This is a genomic window from uncultured Roseobacter sp., assembly GCF_947491795.1.
Classification (GTDB): Bacteria; Pseudomonadota; Alphaproteobacteria; order Rhodobacterales; family Rhodobacteraceae; genus Roseobacter.
In genome coordinates this window covers 86343-100293 of record NZ_CANLKW010000006.1, presented here as the reverse complement: position 1 = coordinate 100293, position 13951 = coordinate 86343, and the positions used below count along the sequence as shown (strand labels likewise).

At 60.9% G+C, this 13951-nt stretch carries 15 protein-coding genes; 8 read left to right on the top strand and 7 right to left on the bottom strand.

Features of this window, described 5'->3' with window-relative positions; all coding sequences use genetic code 11:
* Positions 1-186 precede the first annotated feature (186 nt).
* The 8 genes from bchZ to dxs all read left to right on the top strand — a co-directional run bounded on the left by bchZ (position 187) and on the right by dxs (position 7791).
* Complete coding sequence (gene bchZ, locus Q1A34_RS19480; protein ID WP_300038486.1) at positions 187-1662, top strand: chlorophyllide a reductase subunit Z; 1476 nt, start codon at positions 187-189, stop codon at positions 1660-1662.
* On the top strand, positions 1659-1907 hold the full coding sequence (gene pufQ, locus Q1A34_RS19475; RefSeq protein WP_300038484.1) for a cytochrome PufQ: 249 nt from the start codon (positions 1659-1661) through the stop codon (positions 1905-1907). The genes bchZ and pufQ overlap by 4 nt, the downstream gene beginning before the upstream one ends.
* Positions 1908-2096: 189 nt before the next feature.
* Positions 2097-2243, top strand: a complete 147-nt coding sequence (gene pufB, locus Q1A34_RS19470) for a light-harvesting antenna LH1, beta subunit (RefSeq protein WP_298844626.1) — start codon at positions 2097-2099, stop codon at positions 2241-2243.
* 12 nt (positions 2244-2255) lie between these two features.
* Positions 2256-2414 carry a light-harvesting antenna LH1, alpha subunit gene (pufA, locus tag Q1A34_RS19465; RefSeq protein WP_159975336.1) on the top strand — a complete coding sequence of 53 codons (159 nt, stop codon included), beginning with the start codon at positions 2256-2258 and terminating at the stop codon, positions 2412-2414.
* Between the two features lie 256 nt (positions 2415-2670).
* Positions 2671-3519 carry a photosynthetic reaction center subunit L gene (gene pufL / locus Q1A34_RS19460; protein WP_300038482.1) on the top strand — a complete coding sequence of 283 codons (849 nt, stop codon included), beginning with the start codon at positions 2671-2673 and terminating at the stop codon, positions 3517-3519.
* Positions 3520-3521: 2 nt separating this feature from the next.
* On the top strand, positions 3522-4517 hold the full coding sequence (pufM, locus tag Q1A34_RS19455) for a photosynthetic reaction center subunit M (RefSeq protein ID WP_300038480.1): 996 nt from the start codon (positions 3522-3524) through the stop codon (positions 4515-4517).
* A gap of 2 nt (positions 4518-4519) precedes the next feature.
* Positions 4520-5635: a photosynthetic reaction center cytochrome PufC gene (pufC, locus tag Q1A34_RS19450; protein ID WP_300038478.1), complete on the top strand. Its 1116-nt coding sequence runs from the start codon at positions 4520-4522 to the stop codon at positions 5633-5635.
* A gap of 218 nt (positions 5636-5853) precedes the next feature.
* A complete protein-coding gene (dxs, locus tag Q1A34_RS19445) occupies positions 5854-7791 on the top strand; it encodes a 1-deoxy-D-xylulose-5-phosphate synthase (protein WP_300038476.1) in 1938 nt (645 codons plus the stop codon).
* A 64-nt stretch (positions 7792-7855) separates the two neighbouring features.
* Here the strand turns inward: dxs and Q1A34_RS19440 are convergent, their stop codons facing one another.
* The 7 genes from Q1A34_RS19440 to Q1A34_RS19410 form a co-directional block, all read right to left on the bottom strand.
* Positions 7856-8857: a P1 family peptidase gene (locus Q1A34_RS19440; RefSeq protein ID WP_300038474.1), complete on the bottom strand. Its 1002-nt coding sequence runs from the start codon at positions 8855-8857 to the stop codon at positions 7856-7858.
* A gap of 78 nt (positions 8858-8935) precedes the next feature.
* Positions 8936-9286, bottom strand: coding sequence for a cupin domain-containing protein (locus Q1A34_RS19435; protein ID WP_300038472.1), 351 nt, complete (start codon positions 9284-9286; stop codon positions 8936-8938).
* Positions 9283-10029 (bottom strand): SDR family oxidoreductase, encoded by a 747-nt coding sequence (locus tag Q1A34_RS19430; protein ID WP_300038470.1) that lies wholly within the window; start codon positions 10027-10029, stop codon positions 9283-9285. The genes Q1A34_RS19435 and Q1A34_RS19430 overlap by 4 nt, the downstream gene beginning before the upstream one ends.
* A complete protein-coding gene (locus Q1A34_RS19425) occupies positions 10013-10543 on the bottom strand; it encodes a GNAT family N-acetyltransferase (protein WP_300038468.1) in 531 nt (176 codons plus the stop codon). Before Q1A34_RS19425 ends, Q1A34_RS19430 begins: the two co-directional genes overlap by 17 nt.
* Positions 10536-12143 carry a dipeptide ABC transporter ATP-binding protein gene (locus Q1A34_RS19420; protein WP_300038466.1) on the bottom strand — a complete coding sequence of 536 codons (1608 nt, stop codon included), beginning with the start codon at positions 12141-12143 and terminating at the stop codon, positions 10536-10538. Before Q1A34_RS19420 ends, Q1A34_RS19425 begins: the two co-directional genes overlap by 8 nt.
* Positions 12140-12958: an ABC transporter permease gene (locus Q1A34_RS19415; protein ID WP_300038464.1), complete on the bottom strand. Its 819-nt coding sequence runs from the start codon at positions 12956-12958 to the stop codon at positions 12140-12142. The genes Q1A34_RS19420 and Q1A34_RS19415 overlap by 4 nt, the downstream gene beginning before the upstream one ends.
* Entirely contained in the window at positions 12955-13902 is a 948-nt protein-coding gene (locus Q1A34_RS19410; RefSeq protein WP_300038462.1) for an ABC transporter permease, read from the bottom strand. The genes Q1A34_RS19415 and Q1A34_RS19410 overlap by 4 nt, the downstream gene beginning before the upstream one ends.
* Between the last annotated feature and the right edge of the window lie 49 nt (positions 13903-13951).

The following is a 13951-nucleotide window of genomic DNA, read 5'->3' as shown; positions in this document are numbered from 1 at the left end:
GGGCGGCGAAAGCCGCGCAGATGATTTAATGCGCGTTTATGATCATAAACGCGCACGGCGCGCGGCAGCGATCAGCGCAGCTGATTGCGTTCGCGCAGAACACAGCCCCGCGCCTGAGGGCTCTGCCCTCGCGCTGCGCGCTCACCCGGAGTGTTTGCAGAAGGGTGAAGTTGTGGGAGGGGGCGCATGCTAGTCACCGATCATGATCGCGCGGGCGGCTATTGGGGCGCAGTATACGCTTTTTGCGCCGTCAAAGGATTGCAGGTGGTGATCGACGGACCTGTGGGTTGTGAGAACCTGCCGGTGACTTCGGTGCTGCATTACACCGATGCGCTGCCGCCGCATGAGCTGCCGATTGTGGTGACCGGTCTGGGTGAAGGCGAGATGGGTGCGGGGACCGAAGAGTCGATGAAGCGCGCCTGGGACACGCTGGACCCGGCGCTGCCTGCCGTTGTTGTGACAGGCTCCATTGCCGAGATGATCGGCGGCGGTGTGACGCCGCAAGGCACGAATATTCAGAGATTTCTGCCGCGCACCATTGATGAGGATCAGTGGGAAGCGGCGGATCGGGCGATGACCTGGATCTTTACCGAGTTCGGTATGACCAAGGGTCGGATGCCGCCCGAGAAGAAACGCGGGGAAGGTGCGCGTCCCCGCGTGAATATCCTCGGTCCGATGTATGGCACGTTCAACATGCCATCCGATCTGGCCGAGATCCGCAGGCTGGTCGAAGGGATCGGCTGCGAGGTCAACATGGTGCTGCCGCTGGGTGCGCATGTGGCCGAAATGAGAGATCTGGTAAATGCGGATGTGAACATCTGCATGTACCGCGAGTTCGGGCGCGGGTTGAGCGAGCTTCTTGCCAAGCCGTATCTACAAGCCCCGATAGGGGTCGAGAGCACGACGAAGTTCCTGCGCGCACTGGGGAACCTCGTGGGCCTCGACCCCGAACCTTTTATCACCCGCGAGAAACATTCCACGATCAAACCGGTGTGGGATCTGTGGCGGTCTGTGACGCAGGATTTCTTTGCCACGGCGAGTTTCGCGATTGTGGCCAATGAGACCTATGCCCGCGGCATCCGGCTGTTTCTTGAGGACGACATGGGTCTGCCCTGTGCCTTTGCCGTGGCGCGGACGGCGGGCGAAAAGACCAACAATGAAGAGGTGCGCGCCCTGATGGGATCGACGCGCCCGCTGATTGTAATGGGGTCGATCAACGAGAAAATGTACCTCGCAGAACTGAAAGGCGGGCACGGGCCCAGCCCCGCGTTCATCCCGGCGAGCTTTCCGGGGGCGGCCATCCGCCGCCATACCGGCACGCCTTTTATGGGGTATGCCGGGGCTACATATCTGATCCAGGAAATCTGCAACGGGCTTTTCGATGCGCTCTTCCACATCCTGCCGCTGGGCACGGAGATGGATGCCACGGATGCGACGCTGACACCGCTGCGTCGCGATTTCCCCTGGGATCCGGATGCCCAGGCGATGCTGGACCGCATCGTGGAATCGCATCCCATTCTGACACGTATTTCCGCCGCCAAGACATTGCGCGACGCGGCAGAGGCGGCAGCACTTGCCGCCGGAGACGAACGCGTGGTGCTGGGCACCGTGCGGGCACTGGACCCGGCTGCGGCCGGCATTGATCGGGAGGATCAGACATGAGCGACATGACATCTGACATGATTGACACGGGCGCTGACAACGCACCCCAGGCACCGAGCCGGAAAGCCGTAAAGGCGGAATTCATGGTCTATTTCGCCATCATCTTTGTGGCGACGCTGCCGCTGGCGACCCTGACCTGGGCGCTGCAGGCGATCAGGACCCGCAGCTTTACCGACAAGGGGCCGATGGCCCGTGCCTGGACCCAGGCCCGGATCATCACACCGATGATCTTTTCGGCCTACTGATGAACCACATCGTACACATAACGGTGGGCAAGCCCCGGTGTACGACCCGAATTCCTGGTGTGTGTGCGCCTGCCGGGATCAAGGACCGGAGGCCTGCCTACAGGGCTCTGGAGACCCTGAGGGGGCCAGCCCCCAAAGGACCCGGCCGCGGGGAACGCGGCGTCAGCATAACATTCCGGAGGAATATTTATGGCTGATAACAACCTGTCTTTCACAGGTCTAACCGACGAGCAGGCGCAAGAATTGCACGCTGTCTATATGAGCGGGCTCTGGCTGTTTTCAGCCGTGGCCGTTGTCGCTCATCTGGCAACGTTCATCTGGCGCCCGTGGTTCTAAGGGGAATTGGATATGGCAAAGTTCTACAAGATCTGGCTCATCTTCGATCCGCGTCGTGTGTTTGTTGCACAGGGCGTTTTCCTCTTTTTGCTGGCAGCGATGATCCACCTCGTCCTGCTCAGCACAGATCACTTCAACTGGTTCGAACTGGCAGCACAGTCTGCTCAGTAAAGACGGTGTCCGGCAAGGGACTGTCTGAACCGGTGCGTGAGTACCAGAAAATGCTGCGGGCGGACGAGTGTGCGCCAACCGCCCGCGGCGAACAGGACATATGACGCAATAATACGACGGCCTCCGCCTTTGCAGCGGACCGGCGTGCACCCCGGAGGCATTCCGGGCGTCTGCCCCCGAAAGCGGGGCAGGGGCAAAAGTCCCGCACACCGGCCCCGATGAGATCAGGCGCGCCGCACACACGCGGAGAATGAAGATGGCATTGCTCAGCTTCGAAAGAAAATATCGCGTCCGCGGAGGGACGCTGATCGGCGGCGATCTGTTCGACTTCTGGGTGGGCCCTTTCTATGTGGGCTTTTTCGGGGTCACGACAGCCTTTTTCGCCCTTCTGGGCACCATCCTGATCTTTTGGGGCGCGTCGCAGCAGGGGACGTTCAACCCCTGGCTGATCAACATCGCGCCACCTGATCTGAGCTATGGTCTGGGCATGGCGCCATTGCTGGAGGGCGGGCTCTGGCAGATCATCACATTCTGCGCGACCGGCGCCTTCATCAGCTGGGCCCTGCGCGAAGTGGAAATCTGCCGCAAGCTGGGGATGGGCTATCACGTTCCCTTTGGATTTGCCTTTGCGATCCTGGCCTATGTGACGCTGGTGATTTTCCGGCCGCTGCTGATGGGCGCCTGGGGGCACGGTTTCCCCTATGGCATTTTCAGCCACCTCGACTGGGTCAGCAACACCGGCTACGCCTATCTGCACTTTCACTACAACCCGGCTCATATGCTGGCGGTGACGCTCTTTTTCACCACCACACTGGCGCTGGCCCTGCACGGTGGCCTGATCCTGTCGGCCTGTAACCCTGAAAAGGGCGAAGAGGCCAAGACGCCGGATCACGAAGACACCTTCTTCCGCGACTTCATCGGCTATTCGGTCGGCACGCTGGGCATTCACCGTGTGGGTTATCTGCTGGCGATCAACGCGGTGTTCTTCTCGGCGGTCTGTATCATCATCTCCGGTCCCGTCTGGACGGCAGGCTGGCCCGAGTGGTGGAACTGGTGGCTTGATCTGCCGATCTGGGGTGAACCCATTGCAGCGGGAGGAATGTGATCATGATGTTCCCTGACTATCAGAATATCTTCACGCAGGTGCAGGTCCAGGGCACGCCCGAAATGGGCATGGACGACCAGGGCAACAACATGATGGAGGAACGGGTCGGCAAGCCGCGTTTCAACACCTTTGTTGGTCTCTTTGGCAACGCCCAGCTCGGACCTTACTATGTCGGCTGGACGACGCTGGTGGCCTTTGCCACGGGTATCGCCTGGTTTGTGATTGTGGGCTTCAACATGCTGGCACAGGTCGGCTATTCGATCCCGCAGTTTATCCGGCAGTTGTTCTGGCTGGCGCTTGAACCGCCCTCTCCGGAATACGGGCTGTCGATGCCACCGCTTGACGAGGGCGGCTGGTACATCATCGCCAGTTTCTTTCTGCTGGTCTCGGTGATGACCTGGCTCTTGCGGGCCTACCTGCTGGCACAGCAGCAGAAGATGGGGAAACACATCTTCTGGGGTTTTGCGGCGGCTGTCTGGCTTTTCCTGGTGCTCGGTCTGTTCCGTCCGGTTCTGATGGGCTCCTGGTCCGAGGCTGTACCCTATGGCATCTTCCCGCACCTGGACTGGACGACGGCCTTCTCGATCCGCTACGGCAACCTTTATTACAACCCGTTCCACTGTCTTTCGATTGTGTTCCTTTATGGCTCTGTCCTGCTCTTTTGTATGCACGGCGGCACCATTCTGGCCGTGACCCGCTATGGCGGTGACCGTGAACTGGAGCAGATCTATGACCGCGGGACAGCCACGGAACGTGCAGCTCTCTTCTGGCGCTGGACCATGGGCTTTAACGCCACCATGGAAGGTATCCACCGCTGGGCCTGGTGGTTTGCGGTTCTGACCCCCATCACGGGTGGTATCGGGATCCTGCTGACCGGCACGGTTGTCGACAACTGGTTCATCTGGGCGCAGGAGCACAACTTTGCACCCATGTATGACGGCTCCTACGGATACGCCGACTACGGCTCCTACGAAGCCTTTATCGGGAAGGAGAACTGATCATGCTGCCCAAGTGGTTTGACAAATGGAACGCGGACAATCCGACCAACGTGTTCGGTCCGGCCATCCTGGTTGGTGTTCTTGGCGGCGCTGTCTTTGCAGCGATCATGGTTGTCAGCTATGGCAACCCCGCCCAGACGGCCAGTATGCAGACAGGTCCGCGTGGCACAGGCATGTCGGTGCCCGAATACAACGTGGCCCGGCTGGCACCGGATCCGACGATTGAGGATTACTATACCGAAGAGCCCTATGTGCCCGAAGGTGGCGAGGACCTGGCCCGGGACATCTATGAAAACGTCCAGGTGCTGGGTGATCTGACCGAGGACAACTTTAACCGGGTGATGGCGGCCATGACACAATGGGTCGCGCCGGATGAGGGCTGTGCCTACTGCCACGGAGATGTGGATCTGGAGGAATACGGCAACGACGATCTCTATACCAAGGTCGTCTCGCGCCGGATGATCCAGATGACGCAGAACATCAACGAGAACTGGTCCGGCCACGTCAATGCGGTCGGGGAGGTCGGTGTGAACTGCTACACCTGCCACCGCGGCGAAAACGTGCCGTCCGAGATCTGGTTCAACATCAATCCCGTCAACGAGGCGGCGGGCGGTTGGGCATCGGTGCAGAACCGTGCCACATCGCTCAGCCAGGCTACCTCGCTGCCGTCCAACGCACTGGAAGTGTACCTGACCGACTATGAAGCGGTGAACGTGCACGATCTGGAAAGCCGTGTTGAGGGTGTACCAAATGACGAGGATGTGGCGTCCATTCAGAAGACGGAACAGACCTATTCGCTGATGAACTATTTTGCGAACAGTCTGGGTGTGAACTGTGTCTTCTGTCACAGCAGCCGCGCCTTTTACGACCCTGAACAGCATACGCCCCAGTGGGCCACTGCGCTGCTGGGCCGTCAGATGGTGATCGAGCTCAATCAGGAATACCTGATCCCGCTCGAGGCCGAATACCCCGCAGAACGCCTGGGCCCCATCTATGCGGATGCGCCCAAGGCAGCCTGCAAAACCTGTCACAAAGGCTATCAGCGTCCCCTCCAGGGCATGAATGTCATTGCGGACTGGCCGGAACTCGCGACCACCGAGGCGCCGGAATACGAATGAACGGTCGGGCGGCCCTTACGGGGTGGCCCACGTTTCAGCCTGGCACGGATCAGTGGCTTCCCTGATCCGGGCACGGGGTCTCAACACCCCGGTTCCCTTCCTGTTGGCTACAGGAACCTGGGGTCGCAACGGCCAAAACCCGGTGCGACCCCTTTTTCGGACGGCGAGAGCATGATCCCGGCAAAGATCATCCGTCCGCAGACACGGGAGATGTGCGCATGACAACCAGTGAAACTCCGACACTTGATCGTGTCGCCGGCCCCGCCGATCTGCGGGCAATGTCAGACCGGGAACTTTCCACAGTTGCCGATGAGCTGCGGGCCGAAGTGGTCGCAGCCGTCAGCCGGACAGGCGGGCACCTGGGCTCATCACTCGGTGTTGTCGAGCTGAGCGTCGCCATTCACGCGGTGTTTGACACGCCCCGCGACAAACTGATCTGGGATGTGGGCCATCAGTGCTATCCGCATAAAATTCTGACGGGCCGCCGTGACCGTATGCATACGCTGCGCCAGGGCGGGGGCATCAGCGGGTTCACCAAGCGCAGCGAATCTGATTTTGACCCGTTTGGAGCTGCCCATTCCAGTACATCCATTTCCGCCGCTCTGGGCTTTACCGTCGGGCGGGACATGGGCCAGCCGACCGGGGATGCTGTCGCCGTGATCGGTGACGGGTCAATCAGTGCCGGTATGGCCTATGAAGCGCTGAACAATGCCGGAGCCGAAGGCCGCCGCATGTTCGTCATACTGAACGACAATGAAATGAGCATCGCGCCGCCTGTCGGGGCAATGTCGTCTTATCTGTCCAGCCTGTCCGATCTCAGCCGTGTGGGTCCGTTTGGCGGGCTTGTGGCGATGGCCGAAGGAATGGAGCAGCTTGCGCCGAAGCCGGTCCGCGAGGGTGCGCGCCGGGCGCGCGAGCTCGTCACCGGGCTGGAAAGCCGGGGTACATTCTTTGAGGAACTGGGTTTTGACTATGTTGGTCCGATCGACGGGCATGACATGGGCCAGCTGCTCAGTGTGCTGCGCGCGGCCAAGGCACGCTCTACCGGGCCGGTTCTGATCCACTGTTGCACGGTCAAGGGCAAAGGGTACGCCCCTGCCGAAGGCTCGGCAGATAAATACCACGGGGTCAGCAAGTTTGACGTCGGCACAGGCGTTCAGGCTAAGGCCAGGGCGAACGCGCCGTCCTACACGGCCGTTTTCGGAGATGCTCTGACGGAAGAAGCCGCGCGCGACCCCTCTGTCGTGGCCGTCACGGCCGCGATGCCAGGCGGTACGGGCGTTGACCGCATGGCGAAACGTTTCCCCGGCCGGGTATTCGATGTGGGTATTGCGGAGCAGCACGGCGTGACATTTGCCGCCGGTATGGCCGCCAGCGGGCTCAAACCCTTTTGTGCGATTTATTCGACGTTCCTGCAGCGCGGATATGATCAGGTGGTGCATGATGTGGCCCTGCAGGGCCTGCCCGTGCGCTTTGCCATTGACCGGGCCGGTCTGGTCGGTGCCGATGGGGCGACGCACGCGGGTGCTTTTGACATTGGGTATCTGGGCGCGCTGCCGGGTATGGTTGTGATGGCTGCCGCCGACGAGGCGGAACTCAAACACATGGTTGCCACGGCGGTCGCCTACAACGACGGACCGATTGCCTTTCGCTATCCGCGTGGTAACGGCACAGGCGTGACACTGCCGGAACGCGGCGAAGCACTGGAGATCGGCAAAGGCCGGATGATCCGGGAAGGGCATGGCGAGATCGCGCTATTGTCCCTGGGAACACATCTGGCGGAATGTGAAACAGCAGCGACGCTGCTGGCGGCAGAAGGTCTGAGCGTGACGATCGCGGATGCCCGTTTTGCCAAGCCTCTGGATATGGAGCTGATTGCTGATCTGGCGCGGACCCATGCGGCACTGATTACCGTGGAGCAGGGCGCAGAGGGCGGGTTTGGCGCGATGGTTCTGCAGGCGATGGCGGCCGAGGGCCTGCTGGATCATGGCTGCAAAGTGCGGACCATGTGTCTGCCGGACCGGTTTATTGATCAGGCGTCCCCAGCCGAGATGTACCGGGATGCAGGGCTGGATGCGGAAGGGATCGTGCAGACAGTTCTGCGCACCTTTGGCCGTGATCGCAAGATCGTCGATCTGAACGCGCAGCGCGGCTAGGCATCATCCGAACAACCCGGATCATGCAACGCTGTCTGATGCTGCGGGTGTGGTGCCAGAGGCTTCAGGCGTTCAGGTCTTTCCAGCAGGGCAGCAGATCACCGGGTTCCGGTGTGGCGTCAAAAATGGCGCGCGCAATGGCACGCGATAGGCACAGTGCGGCTGCATGTCCGATCAGTGCCAGATCCCGCCCTGGCTGGTGCATTGGCTGTGCTCCGGTTGAGGCCGCGAAAACCAGATCACCATCGGAAGGACCATGCGCGGGCACAACCGCCCGGCCAATCCCGTCGTGGGCTGCAATTGCGACCCGCTGGCATTCTGCTTTGCTGAGCACGGCATCCGTTGCCACGATGGCAATCGTTGTATTGCTGCGCTCGCGGAACGCGGCCAGTTTCAGGTTGCCCGTATCGCGCCCGAGACCGCTCGAAGGATCCGGCCCCAGGCCGCCAAACTCCTGCCCGATCTCAAAAGGGGCTGCATAAAAATGTCTGTCGCCCGGAGTGGTCACGGACCCCATTGGGTTGGCCGCGACCAGAGCGCCAACGGTAATACCGCTGTCCAGCACGAGGGAGGCGGAACCCAGCCCCCCTTTGAGCGTTGCAGTAGTCGCACCTGTGCCTGCGCCGGCTGTGCCGGTGTCAAATTCTGTCGCGGCGTTCTGAAATGCGCGGCGCCCGAGCGCAGGATAGGGATTTGTCTCCCACTCCTTATCCCCGCCGTTCAGCAGATCAAACAGGATAGCGCCGGGCACGATGGGTACACGCGCGGACCCGACAGTGAAGCCGCGCCCGGCAGCATGCAGCCCCCCGGTGACGCCCTGACAGGCATCGAGACCAAAGGCCGAACCGCCCGACAAAACCAGCGCGTCGATATCTGCAACTGATTTGTCCGGTGCCAGCAGATCGGTCTCGCGCGTGCCGGGCGCGCCCCCCATCACATGCACCGAGGCGCAGAAAGGGGTTTGAGCGGTCAGGACTGTGACACCGGATCTGAGAGCCCTGTCACCGGCGTTGCCAACCAGAAGGCCCGGGACATCCGTTATGAGATTACGCGCGCCCGGGATCATGAGGCGGTTTTCAGTTGCGCGCCCTGCGGGCGCATTACATTTTTCATCTGAGTATTTCCGGAAGGGTGAAACAAGAGTTCAGATCCGCGGTTTGGGGGCCGCAGTTGCCGCATCGCCTGTGTTGGGCTCTCCCTTTGGCTCGATCAGGAGGACTTTGCATTCATGTGTTGCGCGGGGCCGGTGGGTGACGCCCTTTGGCACCACAAAAAGCTCTCCGGCACGCACTGTGTGCGCGCTGTTTTCCAGGTCCATGACCATTTCGCCGTGGAGTACGAGAAAGAAATCATCTGTGTTTTCATGCAGGTGAAAGGGGAATTCGCCCTGAAAGCGCACCACCATCACATCATTTTCGTTGTAGTCTGCAATCACATGCGGGTCCCAGTGGCTGGTGAACTGGTCCAGTTTTTCGGCAAGATTAATCGTCTTCATATGCAGCGGCCCCCGTCGACTTCCATGGCTGTGCCTGTGATCATCGAGGCCTCGTCCGAGCACAGAAAACAGGCGGCATTTCCCATATCCTGTGGGGTGGAAAAGCGGCCCAGTGGGATCGTGGCGATGAATTTGCTGCGCATCTCCGGAGTGTCCTCGCCCATAAAGGACTTGAGCAGCGGTGTCTCGCCTGCCACGGGGCAGAGCGCGTTGACCCGGACCCCATCGGGGGCCAGTTCAACCGCCATTGTTTTTGTGGCGGTAATCATCCAGCCCTTGGAGGCGTTGTACCAGTTCAGGCGGGGGCGCGGCGACAGTCCGGCGGTTGAGGCGATGTTCAGAATGGCACCTGCGCCGTTGGATTTCATATGGGGCACCAGCGCGCGGGCTGTCAGGTAAACGGATTTCATATTGACCGCGACGACACGGTCAAAATCCTCTTCTGTTACGTCCTCCATCGCGGCGGGCAAATGTGTGATGCCTGCGTTGTTCACAAAAATATCGACATGACCCCAGGCGCTGATTGCGGCCTGCGCCATGGCGTCCACAGATGTACCGTCTGCGACATCCACCTGCTGTGCGAGAGCATGATCGCCCATCTGTTCGGCCAGACCAGCGGCTGCCTGCCCGTTGATGTCGGCGATCATGACGCGCCCGCCTTCGGCTGTGAACTTGCGCACGATCCCTGCACCAAATCCGGAGGCTCCGCCTGTGACGATGGCTGTTTTACCGGTCAGTCTCATGTTGTTCTCCTCGCGTATTGAGCGTGTACCGCAGGACAAGGCGGTCATGTCCGTCGCTGTCCGGCGTGGCCGGTGCCAGACGGTGCAGATCGAACCCTTCGCGGGCCCAGAACATTTTCGCGCGGATGTTGGCGTCCAGCACGGCCAGTTTCAGCGCGGTTTTGCCTTCTGCCGCCGCAACTTCTTTGATCAGGTCCAGTGCCTGTTTGCCGTAGCCGCGCCCGCGGTACGCAGGATCGAGCAGGACCAGCCCCAGCCACCAGTCTCCGGGCAATTCATATCCGTCCGCAATGCAGATGATGCCAGCGATCTCTTCTCCCAGCATAACACAGAAATGAGACAGGCAGTCGCGCGATAATCCGGGGGGCGTTTCCTCAAAGAACTGGCGGATGTATTCTGTGTCCGGTGCGTGGCCCACCTCGAGGATCACATAGTCGCGCGCGCGCGTTGCCAGATCGAGCACATCCTCAAAAGCATCCGCGGCACTGACTTTCTTGAGCTGAATTTCAGGCACCTGAACCACTTTCTGCTGCAGGAACCCGAAGTACCGGTGCGGCTGCCAGCAGCTCTTTTGTACAGGAATGCTGTGGGTTACTGAACACTGTTTCTGTAGGCCCTTCCTCGACGATACGGCCTGACTGCATGACCAGAACCCTGTCGGTGATCGTACGCACAACGCTGAGATCATGCGAGATAAACAGCCAGGTCAGCCCATAGCTGCGACACAGATCCGCCAGCAGATCAAGAATGCGTGCTCTGACAGAGACATCCAGGGCCGAGACGGCCTCATCAAACACAATAAGGTCCGGCCGCAGGATGAGGGCGCGGGCGATTGCGATCCGCTGACGCTGACCGCCGGAGAATTCGTGGATGTAGCGGTGGGCGTCATCGGGGTGCAGGCCCACATCCGTCAGGGCGGCGCGGATTGCATCCTGCCGCCGGGCCGGGGAGAGAGGCTCTTCCAGCAGAAAGAACGGCTCGGTGATCAGACGCTCGACGGTATGACGGGGATTGAAGCTGCCAAAAGGATCCTGAAATACCACCTGCATGCGGCGGCGAATCGCGTGATCGGGCCGGCCCGCCCGCAATACCGGCGTGCCGTCCAGTTTAATGGACCCTGCATCGATCGTATCAAGGCCCAGAACGGCACGGGTCAGGGTGGATTTGCCGCAGCCGCTCTCGCCGACCAGACCAACCCGCTCGCCCTGGCAAATCTGAAAACTGACGTCGCGGACGGCTTTTGTCGGTGCCGCGCGGGCAAAAAGACCGGTCCGCGCGCCCGGGTAAGTCCTGCTGACACCCTTCAGCTCCAGCAGCGGGCGGTGCGCTTGCGCGGGGGGCAGTGATACGCGGTGGGCAGATGCTGCAAAGAGCGCACGGGTGTAGGGATGCTGCATCTTCGACAGCAGGCTCTGAGTTGCGCCTGTTTCGACGATGTTGCCGTCTTTCATGACCGCGATACGGTCTGCCATCTGTGAGACAACCGCAAGATCATGGGTGATCATAATCAGCCCCATGCCAAACTCGCGGACCAGACCCGTCAGCAGGTCGAGGATCTGCGCCTGGGTTGTCACATCCAGCGCCGTCGTTGGTTCGTCTGCAATCAGCAGCCGGGGGCGCAGTGCGATGGCGATGGCAATGACAACGCGCTGCCGCTGACCCCCTGAAAGCTCGTGCGGGTACCTCGACAAAGGGAACTGGTCCTGGGGCAATCCCACGCGTGTCAGCACGTTGGCCGCACGGGTGCGGGCCTCTGCGGCGCTGGCACCGTCGTGCAGGCGGATCGTCTCGGCCACCTGAGCGCCAATGGTCTGGACAGGGTTGAGCGCCGTCATCGGTTCCTGAAAGATCATCCCGATGTCTTTGCCACGCAGGTTGCACAGCTGTGCCTCTGACATCTCCGAGATGGTCTCGTCTCCGAGACGGATCTGACCTGACATTGCCGCCCCCTGTGGCAGCAGCTGCATTACGGCAAGGGCTGTCATTGATTTACCCGATCCGCTCTCGCCGGTGATTGCCAGGATTTCGCCCGGTGCAACGTTCAGTGACACCTGTTCCAGCACCTGCGTGCCCGCTATGTTCACGGCAAGGTTTTCGACCGACAGCAGGGTCATGTGCGCAGCCTTCGCAGGCGTGGATCAAGCTGGTCGCGCAGCCCGTCTCCGGCCAGGTTCAGACCGAGAACAATCAGGATAATGGCCACGCCGGGTACAATCGCCAGATGTGGTGCGAGCGTGACTAGGGTCTGTGCGTCGGCAAGCATCCGGCCCAGCGACGGTGTGGGCGGCTGCACACCGAGGCCCACAAAAGACAGGGCGGCCTCGACCTGGATGCCAAGCGCGAACTGTATCGTGCCCTGGACAATCAGCATATTTGTGACATTGGGCAGGATATGCTCGACCGATATACGTGTCGTGCCCTTGCCTGCAACGCGTGCCGCGAGGATGAACTCGCGCTCCCAGAGCGGCAGGGCAGCACCGCGTGTAACCCGCGCAAACACCGGTATGTTAAAGATGCCAAAGGCGATAATGGCATTGACGGCCGAAGGCCCGAAAACAGCCGTGATCAGGATCGCCATCACCAGAAGCGGGAAGGCAAAGATGATGTCATTGCCGCGCATGATGAACTCGTCCAGCCACCCCCCCCGGCGCGCGGCTGCTGCCAGCCCCAGTGGCACCCCAAGGCTGAGCCCGATGGCCAGGGCAAGGAGTGCGACCGCCACCGACGTGCGCGCACCCACCATCACCATGCTCAGGATATCGCGGCCCAGATGGTCCGTCCCCAGAAGATGGGCGGCCCCGGGTTTCTGCAGCTTTCCCGGAATATCCAGAGCGGTGTGATCGAACGGCGTCCAGATCAGCGACAGCAGCGCCATGGCGATAAAGAACCCTGAAAGCGCCAGGCCGATGATCAGTTGACGGCTCTTCATGTGCGCGACCTCAGGCGCGGATCAACAGCGGCATAGGCCAGGTCGACCAGAAAGTTGATCAGGATCACCGCAAAGACAACCAGCATGACCACGCTTTCCACGACGATCAGATCGCGGGCGGAAATGGACTGGAAAATCAGGCGGCCAAGCCCGGGCAGATAAAAGACCTGTTCGATAATAATTGTGCCGGCAAAAAGAAAAGAGAACTGCAGCCCGATGATTGTCAGCACGGGAATGAAGGCATTGCGCAACCCGTGTCGCCAGACAGCGCGCCGTTTGCTAAGACCCTTGGCGCGGGCGGTACGCATGAAATCCTCGCCCATCACTTCCAGCAGCGACGAGCGCATGACGCGTGTCAGGATGGCCGCCTGGGGCAGGGCGAGCGCGATGGCAGGCAGTGTCAGCGCATGCAGCGCCGCACCTGTTCCCTTGTCCCAGCCGGGGAACCCCCCCGCCGGAAACCACCGCCACTGGATCGCAAAGACCAGCACCAGCATCATCGCAAACCAGAAATTCGGCACCGCAACGCCCAGCTGGGTCGCCCCCATCACACCGGTATCTGCGGCATTGCCGCGCCGTGATGCTGCAAAAACACCGGCAGGAATGGCGATGACGACCGCCAGGATCAATGCGTAAAGGGCAAGCGGCAGCGAGACGCCGATCCGGTCGGCCACCATCTGTGAAACGGGTGTGCGGTACGTGTACGACGTGCCGAAATCGCCGGTCAGCATCCCACTGATCCAGGACAGATAGCGTTCTGGTTTGGTGGCATTGAGACCCAGTTCGCTGCGCAGGGCCGCAAGGGTTTCGGGCTGTGCGTTGATGCCAAGCATAAAGGATGCGGGATCGCCCGGTGCGATTTCGATCACGGCAAAAATAATCAGCGAGGCCACCGCGAGGCTGAGGATCAGGGAACCCGTGCGTTTGAGAAAATAGCGCAGCATTGCAGGCAGGTTAGGACGCCACCCGCACAGGGTCCAGAGGGGTTGTTGC

Excerpts from the sequence above, each read along its gene's own strand:
- Q1A34_RS19415 (WP_300038464.1), bottom strand. The coding sequence starts at position 12,958 with ATGAAGAGCCGTCAACTGATCATCGGCCTGGCGCTTTCAGGGTTCTTT.
- Q1A34_RS19435 (WP_300038472.1), bottom strand. The coding sequence starts at position 9,286 with ATGAAGACGATTAATCTTGCCGAAAAACTGGACCAGTTCACCAGCCAC.
- Q1A34_RS19410 (WP_300038462.1), bottom strand. The coding sequence starts at position 13,902 with ATGCTGCGCTATTTTCTCAAACGCACGGGTTCCCTGATCCTCAGCCTC.
- bchZ (WP_300038486.1), top strand. The coding sequence starts at position 187 with ATGCTAGTCACCGATCATGATCGCGCGGGCGGCTATTGGGGCGCAGTA.
- pufB (WP_298844626.1), top strand. The coding sequence starts at position 2,097 with ATGGCTGATAACAACCTGTCTTTCACAGGTCTAACCGACGAGCAGGCG.
- pufQ (WP_300038484.1), top strand. The coding sequence starts at position 1,659 with ATGAGCGACATGACATCTGACATGATTGACACGGGCGCTGACAACGCA.
- pufA (WP_159975336.1), top strand. The coding sequence starts at position 2,256 with ATGGCAAAGTTCTACAAGATCTGGCTCATCTTCGATCCGCGTCGTGTG.
- Q1A34_RS19440 (WP_300038474.1), bottom strand. The coding sequence starts at position 8,857 with ATGATCCCGGGCGCGCGTAATCTCATAACGGATGTCCCGGGCCTTCTG.
- Q1A34_RS19430 (WP_300038470.1), bottom strand. The coding sequence starts at position 10,029 with ATGAGACTGACCGGTAAAACAGCCATCGTCACAGGCGGAGCCTCCGGA.
- pufM (WP_300038480.1), top strand. The coding sequence starts at position 3,522 with ATGATGTTCCCTGACTATCAGAATATCTTCACGCAGGTGCAGGTCCAG.
- pufL (WP_300038482.1), top strand. The coding sequence starts at position 2,671 with ATGGCATTGCTCAGCTTCGAAAGAAAATATCGCGTCCGCGGAGGGACG.
- Q1A34_RS19420 (WP_300038466.1), bottom strand. The coding sequence starts at position 12,143 with ATGACCCTGCTGTCGGTCGAAAACCTTGCCGTGAACATAGCGGGCACG.
- dxs (WP_300038476.1), top strand. The coding sequence starts at position 5,854 with ATGACAACCAGTGAAACTCCGACACTTGATCGTGTCGCCGGCCCCGCC.
- pufC (WP_300038478.1), top strand. The coding sequence starts at position 4,520 with ATGCTGCCCAAGTGGTTTGACAAATGGAACGCGGACAATCCGACCAAC.